Below are 13123 nucleotides of genomic sequence, written 5' to 3' on the forward strand. Positions count from 1 at the left end.
CCGCTACCGCTCTGCATGTACCGGACATGGCAGCCGGCTCCGCACAGCGTGCAGCGGCACGGCATGACCGCATCCGCCCTCGTTCCGGTCGTGTTGATCCACGTATCGTGCCCGCTACCGCTACCGCTACCGCTACCGCTACCGCTACCGCTACCGCCACCGCCACCAGCCGAGCCGGTCGACCGTCGTACGCCCGGACGCGCTACCGGTGCCGCAGCAGCATCTGGCTCATCAGGGCGCGCAACGCTGCGGGGCGCACGGGCTTGGACAGGAAGCCCCAGCCGTTGTCCGCGGCCTGCGCGCGCAGCGCCTCGTCGTGTTCGGCGGTGACCAGGATGGTCGGCACGCTGCGCTGCCAGCATTCCTGCAGCCGGGCCTGCACGTCGGGGCCGTGCAGGGTGCCCAGGCGCACGTCCATCAGCAGGATCTGCGGCGCGTTGCCCACGGCCGCCGCGGCCAGCGCGTCCTGCGGTCCGCCGGCATAGGCGACCACGCAGCCCCAGCGTTCGAGCAGGGCACGGGTGGCCTCGCTGACCCGGGCGTCGTCGTCCACGCACCAGGCCACGCAGCCCAGCAGCGGGGAATCCTCCGCGCTGTCGGCGGCGGGCGCGGTGGCCGCCGGCTCCGGTGCGCGCAGTGCGGCGGCATCGCCGCGCGGCACCGTCACCGAGAAGCACGAGCCGCTGCCCGGCTGCGAGCGCAGCCCGATCGGATGGCCGAGCAGGCGCGCGATGCGCTCGACGATGGCCAGGCCCAGGCCGGCCCCGCGTTCGCTGGCGCCGCCGTCGTCCAGGCGGCGGAATTCCTCGAAGATCTCGCGCTGCCGGTTCGGCGGGATGCCCGGGCCGGTGTCGAGCACTTCGATCCGCACCGACCCGCCCTCGCGCCGGTAGCCGAGCAGGATCCGCCCGCGCGGCGTGTAGCGCACCGCGTTCGACAGCAGGTTCTGCAGGATCCGCCGCAGCAGGTGCTCATCGGTACGCACGATCGCGCGCGTCGGCACGCGCTCCAGCACCAGGCCGCGCGCCTCGGCGAGGATGCCGAACTCGCGCGCCAGCGCCTCCAGCAGCGGATCGAGCGGGAAATCGGCCACCCGCACCTGCTGGGTGCCCGATTCCAGCCGCGAGATGTCGAGCAGGCTGGCCAGGATCGCGTCCTGCGCGGCCAGCGCGCTTTCCACGCTGTCTGCCTCCTCGCGCGTCTGCGCATCGCGCAGACGGCCGCGCAGCGCGGACAGGAACATGCGCGCCGCGTTCAGCGGCTGCAGCAGGTCGTGCACCGCGGCGGCGACGAAGCGGGTCTTGTAGCGGTTGGCCTCCACCGCCTCGTGCCGGGCCTGCTCCAGGTCCTGGGTGCGCTCGGCGATGCGCTGCTCCAGCGCGTCGGCCAGCGAGCGCAGTTCGCGTGCGGTGGTCTTGTAGCTGGTGATGTCGGCGTAGCTGGTGACGAAGCCGCCGTCGGGCAGCGGATTGCCGCGGATCTCCAGCACCGTGCCGTCGTCCTTCTCGCTCTCGCGCATGTGCGACTTGCCGCTGCGCAGGTGGTCCAGGCGGCGCTGGATCGCTTCTTCCACCGGGCCGGCGCCGAGCAGGCCGCGGCGCGCGTTGAAGCGGAACACGTCCTCGATCGGCCGGCCGACCTGGATCAGGTCCGGCGGGAAGCGGAACAGTTCGATGTAGCGCGAGTTCCAGGCGGCGATGCGCAGGTCGGCGTCGATGATCACCACGCCCTGCGGCAGGTGCTTGAGGCTGCGCGCCAGACCGGTATCGGCCAGCTGCGCGGCCTGGACGATGCCGTCCTGCGCGGTGCGCAGTTCCTCGGCGTGCTGCTGCAGCACCACCTCCAGCTCGCGCCGGCTGCGCTGGCGCAGCGCCGCCAGGCGCCGCCGCTGCTGCACGAACAGCACCAGGAACGCCAGCGCCAGCCACACCGTGGCCGCGCCCAGCGCCGCGTTGCGGCCGGCCCGGGCGATGCCGCCGGCATCGTGCAGCACGTGCAGCTGCCAGCCGGTCTGCGGCAGTGCCAGGTGCTGCCAGACCACCGGCCCGGGCAGCGACGGCGACTGGGCGCGTACCAGCAGGCCACCGTCGCCGGCATCGCCGATCACCTGCCGCTGCAGCGGCAGCAGGGCGAGGTCGGCGTACTGCCGGGTCCGGCGCATCTCCGCCCGCGCGCTGTCGCTCAGCGGCGCCAGCAGGCGGTAGCGCCAGGCGTCGCGGCTGGCCAGGAACACCACGCCATGCGCGTCCGACGCCAGGATCACGTCGGCCGACTGCAGCCATTCCTGTTCCAGCGCGGCCAGTTCGATCTTGATCACGACGATGCCGATGACGCTGCCGTCGTCCTCGACCATCGCCTGCGACAGGTAGTAGCCGGCCTGGCCGGTGGTCATGCCGATGCCGTAGAAGCGGCCGCTGCCGTGGCTCAGGGCCTGGGTCACGTACGGGCGGTAGCTGTAGTTCTCGCCGACGTTGCTGGTCGGTTCGCGCCAGTTGCTGGCGGCCAGGGCCACGCCGTGGGGGTCGAGCAGGGTCAGCGTGGAGGAGCGGGTGACCGCATTGGCCCGCTCGAGCTTGTGGTTGAGATAGCGGCGGGTGGCCTCGTCCAGCGTGTCGCGGCGGGTGGCCTCGCGCAGTTCCGGATCCAGCGCCAGCACTTCGGGCAGGGTCCGGTAGCGGTCGATGCGCTGCTCCAGCGCCAGCGCCTGCAGCCCGAGCTGGCGCTGCAGCGCGGCGCTCTCGGCTTCCAGCGCGCGGTGGCTGCCCAGCCGCCAGGCGGCGGCCATCGCCAGCAGCATGCCGCCGACCAGGACCAGCACGGTCAGCAGCAGGCGGCGTCTGGGCGAGATGTACATGGGCGGAGTCTAGAACGCGCACCGGCCGCGCGGAGGCGGCCGGTACGGAACGCAGGGCGGGGCGGGCGCGGGGCCCGCCCCCGGGCGGCTCAGAAGTGGACCTGGGCGCGCAGTTCGACGATGTCCGGACGGGTGCGCACGCCGTTGCGGGTGGCATCGACCTTGACGTAGTTGGCCTGGAACTTGAAGTAGTTGGTCAGGTACCAGTTGGCGCCGAAGGTCCAGTCGTGCTGGCGGCCGCCGCCGATCGCGCCGTCGTTCAGATCCAGGCGGCTGTAGCGGGCCAGCAGCTCCACCGCGCCATGCGCGTTGGCCGGCTTGATGTTGGCCACGCCGGCGTTGGCATACGGGCGCGACTCGCCGGTGACGACCCAGCTGCCGTAGATGTACTGGCCGTTGCCGCTGTAGTCCGGCAGGCCGTCGTTGCGGCTGACGGTGGCGTGCAGGGCCTCGGCCTGGACCGAGAACGGGCCCTTGATCCAGATGCCTTCCAGGCCCGTGCGGCGGATCTGGTCGGCCTGCAGCAGGGTGCCGGAGTCGACGAAGCGGATGTCGGTCAGGCCGGCTTCCGGACGGGCGCGCAGGCGCGCGCGCGGATCGAAGTGGGTGCCACGGCCGTCGGTCCAGCCGCGCGGGTTCTCCACCGACACCGCCAGGCCCAGGTGCAGCACGTCGCCGGCGGCCTTGACCGGGGTCCACACGCCGCGCACGGCCTGGGTGGTGCCCGGGTTGTCGCCGTGCAGGTCCTTGCCGCCGTAGGCGCCGGCCTGCAGGAAGTACTGCGGGCGCTCGATGGACCACTCCACGCCGGTGCGGCGGCCCTCGTAGAACGCCTGCACCGGCAGCGCGGTCTCCAGGAAGCTGCCGGCGCGCGAGCTGGTCACCGCGTCCAGGCCGACCGGGGTCTTGATGTAGCCGACGCGGATGCGGCCCACGTCGGTGCCGAACAGCGCCTTGGTCTCCACGCGCGCGAACACGTCCAGCCAGGTCTCGTTGGCGAAGTCGTAATAGACCATCGCGTCGTAGACGCCCTTCTTCTTCAGGGTCGCGCCGAACTCGCGGCGGCGGATGGCATCGTCGTCCTGCAGGCGCGCATCGTCGGAGAAATCGTTGTAGTCGTACGCGACGTTGCCGGTGGCGGCCAGCTCGGTGCCGTCGGCGAAGGTGACCTTGGGCGGCCAGGCGCCGAGTTCGGCGGCGGCGACGGGCGCGGCGAACGCGCAGAGGAGGAGACAGCCGGTAACGGAACGCATGGGGACTTCCTGCAGGAAAAAAGGGCGGCACGGGGCGGCGCCGACGCGGAGTCTACGCACATCGGCCGTGAACACCGAAGCTTTAATTCCAATGGATTATGTCGATGCCGGCCGTGCCTAGCCGAATGGGACTAATTAGTCCCAATGGGCTATCGGCACGGTCCGGAGCCGGGCGTACAACGGCGGCCTGAACCCTCAGCCGAGCCGCCGCCATGCAGCCGATCCCGACCCACGTAGCGCCCCAGGCCAAGTTGCCGATCTACCGCCAGCTGTACGTGCAGGTGCTGGTGGCCATCCTCTTCGGCGCCCTGCTCGGCCACTTCGAGCCGGCGTTCGCCGAGTCGCTCAAGCCGCTGGGCGACGCGTTCATCAAGCTGGTCAAGATGATCATCGCGCCGGTGATCTTCCTGACCATCGTCACCGGCATCGCCGGCATGACCCACCTGCGCACGGTCGGCCGCGTGTTCGGCAAGGCCATGGCCTACTTCATGTTCTTCTCCACGCTGGCGCTGGTGGTCGGCATGGTGGTGGCGCACGTGGTCCAGCCCGGCGCCGGCATGAACATCGACCCGGCCTCGCTCGACCAGAGCGCGGTCAACAGCTACGTCGAGAAGTCGCACGACCTGAGCCTGGTCGGCTTCGCGATGGACATCATCCCGGCGACGATGGTCAGCGCCTTCGTCGAAGGCAACATCCTGCAGGTGCTGTTCATCGCGGTGCTGTTCGGCATCGCCCTGGCGATGGTCGGCGAGCGCGGCCAGCCGGTGCTGTCGTTCCTGGAGGCGCTGACCGCGCCGGTGTTCAAGCTGGTCCACCTGCTGATGAAGGCGGCCCCGATCGGTGCGTTCGGCGCGATCGCCTTCACCATCGGCAAGTACGGCGTCGGCTCGCTGGTCAACCTGGCCTGGCTGGTCGGCACCTTCTACATCACCTCGCTGCTGTTCGTGCTGGTGATCCTGGGCCTGGTGGCGCGGATGTGCGGCTTCTCGGTGCTCAAGCTGTGCCGCTACCTCAAGGCCGAGCTGCTGCTGGTGCTGGGCACGTCCTCGTCCGAATCGGCGCTCCCCTCGCTGATGGAGAAGATGGAGAAGGCCGGCTGCAGGAAGTCGGTGGTGGGCCTGGTCGTGCCGACCGGCTACTCGTTCAACCTGGATGGCACCAACATCTACATGACCCTGGCCGCGCTGTTCATCGCCCAGGCCACCAACACCGAACTGAGCCTGTGGCAGCAGATCACCCTGCTGCTGGTGGCGATGCTGAGCTCCAAGGGCGCCGCCGGCGTCACCGGTGCGGGCTTCATCACCCTGGCGGCGACCCTGGCGGTGGTGCCGGAAGTCCCGGTGGCCGGCATGGCCCTGATCCTGGGCGTGGACCGCTTCATGAGCGAATGCCGCTCGCTGACCAACTTCGTCGGCAACGCGGTGGCCACCGTGGTGGTCTCGCGCTGGGAGAACGCGCTGGACCGCGACCAGCTCGACCGCGCGCTCAACGGCGGCCGGAGCGTCGCGCCGGTCGAGGAGCAGCCGGAGGTGATGCTGCTGACACCGGTGGTCGCCAAGGCCGACTGATCCGCCAGCCGCCATGCCCGACGGGCCGGAACGAGCGATTCGTGCCGGCCCGTCGCGTTTTTCAGGCATCCCTGCGTGGCATTCGGTGATCCGGGAACGGGTCCGTAAAGCCGGGCGGGGGTAGAATCGCGCTTCCAAAGCGTCCGCCACCGACGAGACTCCATGTCCACCGAAGATTTCAAGCAGGCAGCCCTCGACTACCACCGCTCTCCGCGCCCCGGCAAGATCAAGGTGGCGCCGACCAAGGCGATGCTGACCCAGCGCGACCTGGCCCTGGCCTATTCGCCCGGCGTGGCCTACGCCTGCGAGGCGATCGTCGAGGACCCGCAGCAGGTCAGCGAGCTGACCGCGCGCGGCAACCTGGTGGCGGTGATCTCCAACGGCACCGCGGTGCTGGGCCTGGGCAACATCGGCCCACTGGCGTCCAAGCCGGTGATGGAAGGCAAGGGCGTGCTGTTCAAGAAGTTCGCCGGCATCGACGTGTTCGACATCGAGGTCGCCGAGAACGACCCCGAGAAGCTGATCGACATCATCGCCAGCCTCGAGCCGACCTTCGGCGGCATCAACCTCGAGGACATCAAGGCGCCCGAGTGCTTCGTGGTCGAGCGCAAGCTGCGCGAGCGGATGAACATTCCGGTGTTCCACGACGACCAGCACGGCACCGCGATCATCGTCGGCGCCGCGGTGCTCAACGCGCTGGAGATCACCGGCAAGAAGATCGAGAACGTGCGCCTGGCCACCACCGGCATGGGCGCGGCCGGCATCTCCTGCGTCAACATGCTGGTCGAGCTGGGCCTGAAGCGCGAGAACATCCTGGCCTTCGACCGCGACGGCGTCATCCATGAAGGTCGCCCGGACCTGGATCCGGAGAAGGCCCGCTACGCGGCCAGGACCGACAAGCGCACGCTGGCCGAGATCGTCGAGGGCGCGGACATCTTCCTGGGCCTGTCGGCCGGCGGCATCCTCAAGCCGGAAATGGTCGCCACCATGGCCGACCAGCCGATCATCTTCGCCCTGGCCAACCCGTACCCGGAGATCCTGCCGGAGGATGCGCGCAAGGCGCGCGCCGACGCGATCATCGCCACCGGCCGCTCGGACTACCCGAACCAGGTCAACAACGCGCTGTGCTTCCCGTACCTGTTCCGTGGCGCGCTCGACGTGGGTGCCACCGGCATCAACGAGGAGATGAAGATCGCCTGCGTCAAGGCGATCGCCGCGCTGGCCCGCCGCGAGGCCTCCGACCTGGGCAGCGCCTACGGCGATGAAGTGCCCAGCTTCGGCCCCGAGTACCTGATCCCGCGTCCGTTCGACCCGCGCCTGCTGGTCGAACTGTCCTCGGCCATCGCCCAGGCGGCGATGGATTCGGGCGTGGCCACCCGCCCGATCACCGACATGGGCGCCTACCGCGAGAAGCTCGGCGAGTTCGTCTACCGCAGCAGCCTGCTGATGAAGCCGGTCTACGACCGTGCGCGTGGCGACCGCAAGCGCGTGGCCTATGCCGAGGGCGAAGAGGAAGTGGTGCTGCGTGCGGTGCAGACCGTGATCGACGAAGGCCTGGCCTTCCCGATCCTGATCGGCCGCCCGGACGTGATCGAGGCGCGGGTGCAGCGCCTGGGCCTGCGGATGAAGGCCGGCATCGATTACGAGATCACCAACCAGGACGACGACCCGCGTTTCAACGACTACTGGCAGCATTACCACGCGGCGACCGAGCGTCGCGGCGTCACCGTGTCGGCGGCCAAGAACCTGATGCGCTCGCGCCCGACCCTGATCGGCGCGGTGATGGTCGCGCGTGGCGAAGCCGATGCGCTGCTGACCGGCGTGGTCGGCCGCTTCCACAAGAAGCTCGGCTACGTGCGCAGCGTGCTTCCGCTGGAGCCGCGCGTGCAGTCCACCTCGGCCATGACCGGCGTGATCAACACGCAGGGCGTGTTCTTCTTCCTCGACACCCACGTCCAGGACAACCCCAGCGCCGAGCAGATCGCCGAGGCCACGCTGCAGGCCGCGTTCCGCATGAAGCTGTTCGGCATCGAGCCCAACATCGCGCTGCTGTCGCACTCCAACTTCGGCAGCCACGAGTCGAAGGACGCGGTGAAGATGCGCGAAGTGCGCGAGCTGCTGCTCAAGCGCAACCCGCGCCTGAACGTCGACGGCGAGATGCAGGGCGACACCGCGTGGGACGAGCTGCTGCGCACCAAGATCATGCCCAACACCAGCCTGAAGGGCCGGGCCAACCTGTTCGTGATGCCCAACCTGGAAGCGGCCAACATCGCCTACAACCTGGTGCGCGTGTTCACCGACGGCGTCGCCATCGGCCCGATCCTGATGGGCATCAGCAAGCCGGTCCACATCCTGACCACCAGCGCCACCCCGCGCCGCATTCTCAACATGACCGCGATCGCGGCCGTGGACGCGCAGATCCGCCAGCAGATGGAGGAAGGCCGGAAGGGCTGAGTTCCGGTCGCTGATGGGTCATCCGGATGCCTGATCGATCCGGGCCCGCGCGGTCTGATGCAAGAAACGGGATGCCTGTCGGGCATCCCGTTTCTGTTTGCGTCGTCCGGTCTCGGTCTCGATTCTGGCTCCCGGCTCCGCATGCATAGCCGGGTTGCGGTACGCGGGAGACCGACACGTGCCGGTGCATGGGAATGCCGACGCGGCGTTCCCGTCGATCGCATCGGCGTTGCCCATCGCCTGGGATGCTCTCTCCATCTGGCGTGCGCCGATCACGCCATCAGGAAGCGGACGCCGTTCCCTGATGCAGGCTGTCGAAACACACGGCGCGCCTCGCTTCGGTGGCGAGACCACTTTTCATCGATGCGCCGTCGGAAATCCTTGATCGACAGGCGACAGGCGACAGGCGACAGGCGAACAGCACGCGGCCGTGCCGCCGTCTGCGTCAGCGTGCGGCGACCCGATCATCCGACCTTGATCACCACCGTCTTGCGCACACCATCCTCCTCGACCTCGCTGCTGGATTCGTAGGGAATGCCAGCCTTCTGTGCCTGCACGATGGCATCGACATCGATGCCATGCGTCCTGAGCTCGCCAAGCGCGGAGCGAGGCAGGAGATGGGTCAGGAAATCCAGCGCGAAGCCGGGAACGCTGAAGCTGGTGTCGTGCTTTCCGTCGACGAACTTCTCGATCGTGATCTTGGACATCGTGTTTCCTGTGTCAAAAAAAGCTGAGGATCTGTGGAGCTATGGACTTCGTTTACAAGGTGAAAGATATGCCGCAAATTCTGAGCTAACCGCCCTGGATGTCTGGATAGTCGCCGGTAGCGTGCTTAGACTCGGACTAATCCTAGGGAGGGATGATCAGTTTTCTGATTAGGTGCACTCGGATAATGTGCAACGCTTCGGGTGCGTCGACGATCGGCGCTACTTCAAGGAGGAAGTGACATGCGTAATCTGGATATGGTCGAGATCGAAGAGGTCAGCGGCGGCTTCCGCGTCGTGGGTGGGCTGGCGGCGCTGGCAGCGTGGGCGTTCGAGAAGCGCGAAGCTCTGTACGAAATCGGACAGGCTGCCGTGGCCAAGCACGAAGCTCTGAACGCCGAACACTGACCGGAGATTACGATGAAGACTCTGAGCATGAACGATATCGAACTCGTGGTTGGTGGCGCGGCTGTCAATGGCGCGATTGGTGACGTCGTTGGGTCCGTCTATCACGGTCTCACGTCGACCGAAGCGAAAATCGGCGGCCTCCTCGGTCCTGTCGGTGCGGTGGCTGGCGCGATCATTCACTTCAAGCGAAACCATTGAGTGAGCAAACAAGACCGTCCATTCTGGGCGGTCTTGTTCCAAGGAGATGTGTGATGGGAAAGCTGAGCACGTCAACGAAATCCGCAATTTTGATCATCGCTTTTGTCCTGTTCTCTTGGCGTCACAGCGAGGCGCTATACGAGATCGGGATGTTCGCTGCGAAGAAGAACGCCGAACTCTCGATTCATTGCTCGCGATGATCTAGGTTCCCGTGTCTGGAGTTGTCGATGACAAGGACCGTCATCCTCCAATCCGAGCCCGCCGAGTGCGGCCTTGCGTGCCTGGCGATGCTGTCGGCCCGTCACGGGCGCGTGCTGCCGCTGCGTGAGCTGCGCAGCCGCTTTCCCCTGTCGCTCAAGGGCGCATCGCTGACCCGCATCCTGCAGATCGCCGACCAGCTGGGTCTGGCGGGACGCGCGCTGCGGCTTGAGCTCGATGAACTGTCGCAGTTGCGCGTGCCGTGCATCCTGCACTGGAACCTGGATCACTTCGTGGTGCTCGAGCGCATCCGGCGCGGTCGGGTGACCATCGTCGATCCGGCCTTCGGGCGCCGCACCTTGTCGCTGGCCGAGGCGTCGCGCCACTTCACCGGGGTGGCCCTCGAGCTGTCGCCCACCTCGGATTTCACACCCGAGAAGCGCCCGATGGCGGTGCCGCTGCGGCAGCTGACCGGCCGTGTCCGCGGACTGTGGCGCGCGCTCGGGCTGGTGCTGCTGTTCTCGCTGGCGCTGCAGGTCTTCGTGCTGCTGGCGCCGTTCTTCATGCAATGGGTGGTCGACCAGGTGCTGGTCGCTGCCGACCGCGACCTGCTGGTCGTGCTGGGCCTGGCCTTCGTTCTGTCGACCCTGTTGCAGGTCGCTATCGGCATCGTGCGCGGCTGGGCGGTGGTCCGGATATCGGCGGACATGGGGCTGCAGTGGATGTCGGGCGTGTTCGGTCATCTTCTGCGCCTGCCGATGGCGTACTTCGGCAAGCGTCACCTGGGCGATGTCGTGTCGCGCTTCGGTAGCGTGCAGACCATCCAGCGCACGATCACCACCGGTTTCGTCGAGGCGGTGGTCGATGGCCTGCTGGCGCTGGCGACCCTGGCGATGATGCTGCTGTACAGCTGGAAGCTTGCGCTGGTGACGCTGGCGGCGGTCGCCCTCTATCTCGGCATCCGCGCCCTGGCGTACCGGCCGCTGCGCGAGGGGACCGAGCAGCAGATCGTTGCGTCCGCCCGCCAGCAGAGCCACCTGTTCGAATCGATCCGGGGCATGCAGTCGCTCAAGGTCGCCCGTGGCGAGCCGTTCCGTCAGTCCGCCTTCCTGAACCTGATGGGCGAGACGATCAACCGCGAGGTCCACCTGTCGCGGATGGGCATCGGTTTCAGTGCAGCCAGCCAGCTGGTGTTCGGCATCGAACGCGTGGTCGTGATCTGGATCGGCGCGCTGCTCGCCCTGCAGAACGTGTTCTCTGTCGGCATGCTGATCGCCTATCTGGCTTACAAGGACCAGTTCGCGCAGCGTGTCAGCACCTTGATCGATCGCTGCGTGGAGTTCCGCATGCTGCGCCTGCATGGCGAGCGGCTGGCCGACATCGTGCTGGCCGATCCCGAGGCGGCCAGCGATGAGGCCGGTGCGCCGGTGCTGCCGGCGACGGCCTGTCTGGATGTGCGGGAACTCGGGTTCCGCTACGCCGAGGGCGAGCCGCTGGTCGTGGACGGATGCAGCTTCCGGATCGAGGCAGGCGAGTCGGTCGCGATCATCGGCGCGTCCGGTTGCGGCAAGACCACGCTCGCCAGGCTGTTGCTCGGGCTGCTGCAGCCGGTGAACGGCGTGATCCGCTTTGGTGGGCACGACCTGCGCAGGCTGGGTGGATCGGCTTACCGGGGCTGCGTCGCGGCAGTCATGCAGGACGACCATCTGTTCGCCGGCAGCATTGCCGACAACATCGCGTTCGGCGACGAGTCGCCCGATCACGCGCGGGTGGAGGAGTGCGCGCGGCTCGCGGCGGTGCACGACGAGATCGCCGGCATGCCGATGGGCTATCTGAGCCTGATCGGCGACATGGGCACCACGCTCTCCGGTGGGCAGAAGCAGCGCGTGATCCTGGCGCGTGCGCTTTACCGGCGGCCACGCCTGCTGGTGCTGGACGAGGCGACGAGCCATCTGGATGTGGCCCGCGAGCAGCAGGTCAATGCGGCGGTACGTGCGCTGCGCGTGACCCGGATCATCATCGCCCACCGGCCCGAAACCATCGCCAGTGCCGACCGGGTCCTGCTGATGGAGGCGGGACGCATCCGTGAGATCACCGCCATCCGGCGCCCGCAGGCGGCGATGGCGGATGCCACTGGCGCCGGCGCGCATCCGGGGCCGGCGCCGGTCCTCGCGGCGGGGGTACAGGCATGAGTGGCGAGCTGTTCCGGCGCGAAGTGATCGAGGCCCGGCGGCAGTCGTGGATGGGCGGCATCTCGCTCGCGCAGCCGATGTCGCTGTGGCTGACCGCGCTTGGTGCGGTGCTTGCCGCGGTGCTGGTGCTGTCGCTGCTGGTGTTCGGCGACTACACGCGACGTTCCCGGGTCGTCGGCCAGCTGGTGCCCGATCTGGGGCTGTCGACCGTGGTCGCACCGGTATCCGGTGTGGTGGCCCGTCTGCTGCCCGAGGAAGGCGCGCAGGTGGCGCGTGGCGATCGGCTGGTGCAGGTCGACGTTCCACGCTTTTCGGCCAGTGGCGATGACGCCCGCGCCGTCCTGTCCGCCCAGCTGGATGCCCGTGCGGTCAGTGCCGGCCAGCTCGCCTCGTCGCAGGAGCGGCAGCTGGGTGCGCAGGAGGAGGGCCAGCGCCGTCAGCTGCAGGGGCTGCGCAGCGAGCTGCTCCAGCTCGACCAGGCCATTGCGACCCGCCGCGAGCAGGTCCGCCTCGGGCGCGAGACCGCCGCCCGCTATCGCGATGTCGCCGACGTCGGCTACGTCAGCCAGGTCCAGTTGCGCCAGCAGGAGCAGTCGGTCCTGGAGATGCTCAATGCCCAGCAGGCGCTGGAGCGGCAGGTCACCGCCGTGCGCCGGGAGATCGCGCGGCTGGAGCAGGCGCTGGCGGAGCTGCCTGCCCAGCGAAGCGCTGCGGAGGCCAGCGCCCGGCGCGAGCGGGCCCTGCTGGCGCAGGAGCGCGTGCAGCAGGCTGCCGATGGCGAACTGCTGGTGGTCGCGCCGGTGGCCGGCATGGTCGCCAACCGCTTCGTCGAACCCGGCCAGGCCGTGCAGCCGGGCCAGGCCCTGTTGAGCCTGCTGCCGGAGGGTGCACGGCTGCAGGCGCAGCTGCGGGTGCCGAGCAGCGCGGTGGGCTTCATCCAGCCCGGCGACCGGGTGCAGCTGCGTTACCAGGCATATCCCTACCAGAAGTTCGGCCATCAGGCCGGACGCGTGCTGAGCGTCTCGCGCAGCGCGATCCCAGCGGCGGCTGCCGACGGAAGCGAGCCCTACTACAGGGTGCTGGTCGAACTCGATCGCCAGCACGTGCTGGCCTATGGGCAGGCCGAGGCGCTGCGGCCGGGGATGCTGCTGGAAGCGGACATCCTCGGCGAGAGCCGCAAGCTCTACGAATGGCTGCTGGAGCCGCTTTACTCGCTGCGCGGCCTGGCGCAGGACGCAGCAGACGTGAGCAACGCTTCGGCGACGCTGGATGGCTGACTCGAACGCGGCGTGCG

The 13123-nt window shown here is 68.5% G+C and carries 10 protein-coding genes; 7 read left to right on the top strand and 3 right to left on the bottom strand.

What is annotated here, in order from left to right:
- Positions 1-202 precede the first annotated feature (202 nt).
- Together IB242_RS15360 and IB242_RS15365 are read right to left on the bottom strand one after the other, a co-directional pair.
- Complete coding sequence (locus IB242_RS15360; protein ID WP_192281379.1) at positions 203-2854, bottom strand: PAS-domain containing protein; 2652 nt, start codon at positions 2852-2854, stop codon at positions 203-205.
- A gap of 89 nt (positions 2855-2943) precedes the next feature.
- A complete protein-coding gene (locus tag IB242_RS15365; protein ID WP_192281382.1) occupies positions 2944-4107 on the bottom strand; it encodes a porin in 1164 nt (387 codons plus the stop codon).
- A gap of 212 nt (positions 4108-4319) precedes the next feature.
- Here IB242_RS15365 and IB242_RS15370 point away from each other — a divergent pair, with 212 nt between their 5' ends.
- Complete coding sequence (locus IB242_RS15370; protein WP_192281385.1) at positions 4320-5675, top strand: dicarboxylate/amino acid:cation symporter; 1356 nt, start codon at positions 4320-4322, stop codon at positions 5673-5675.
- A gap of 162 nt (positions 5676-5837) precedes the next feature.
- The gene (locus IB242_RS15375) at positions 5838-8129 is read left to right on the top strand and encodes an NADP-dependent malic enzyme (RefSeq protein WP_192281388.1); all 2292 of its coding nucleotides are present in this window, start codon (positions 5838-5840) and stop codon (positions 8127-8129) included.
- A gap of 464 nt (positions 8130-8593) precedes the next feature.
- On the opposite strand, the gene IB242_RS15380 is transcribed toward IB242_RS15375, so the two are convergent.
- Positions 8594-8836, bottom strand: coding sequence for a hypothetical protein (locus IB242_RS15380; protein ID WP_192281390.1), 243 nt, complete (start codon positions 8834-8836; stop codon positions 8594-8596).
- Between the two features lie 240 nt (positions 8837-9076).
- Between IB242_RS15380 and IB242_RS15385 the strand changes: the two genes are divergently transcribed.
- From IB242_RS15385 to IB242_RS15405, 5 genes are read left to right on the top strand one after another with little or no spacing between them, the layout of a single operon-like run.
- Positions 9077-9241, top strand: coding sequence for a hypothetical protein (locus IB242_RS15385; RefSeq protein ID WP_192281393.1), 165 nt, complete (start codon positions 9077-9079; stop codon positions 9239-9241).
- Between the two features lie 27 nt (positions 9242-9268).
- The gene (locus tag IB242_RS15390) at positions 9269-9439 is read left to right on the top strand and encodes a hypothetical protein (protein WP_192281396.1); all 171 of its coding nucleotides are present in this window, start codon (positions 9269-9271) and stop codon (positions 9437-9439) included.
- 53 nt (positions 9440-9492) lie between these two features.
- Complete coding sequence (locus tag IB242_RS15395) at positions 9493-9639, top strand: hypothetical protein (protein ID WP_192281399.1); 147 nt, start codon at positions 9493-9495, stop codon at positions 9637-9639.
- 27 nt (positions 9640-9666) lie between these two features.
- Entirely contained in the window at positions 9667-11829 is a 2163-nt protein-coding gene (locus tag IB242_RS15400; RefSeq protein WP_192281401.1) for a peptidase domain-containing ABC transporter, read from the top strand.
- Positions 11826-13106, top strand: a complete 1281-nt coding sequence (locus IB242_RS15405) for an HlyD family efflux transporter periplasmic adaptor subunit (protein ID WP_192281405.1) — start codon at positions 11826-11828, stop codon at positions 13104-13106. The genes IB242_RS15400 and IB242_RS15405 overlap by 4 nt, the downstream gene beginning before the upstream one ends.
- Positions 13107-13123: the final 17 nt, after the last annotated feature.

This window comes from Xanthomonas sp. XNM01, from assembly GCF_014851915.1.
GTDB lineage: Bacteria > Pseudomonadota > Gammaproteobacteria > Xanthomonadales > Xanthomonadaceae > Pseudoxanthomonas.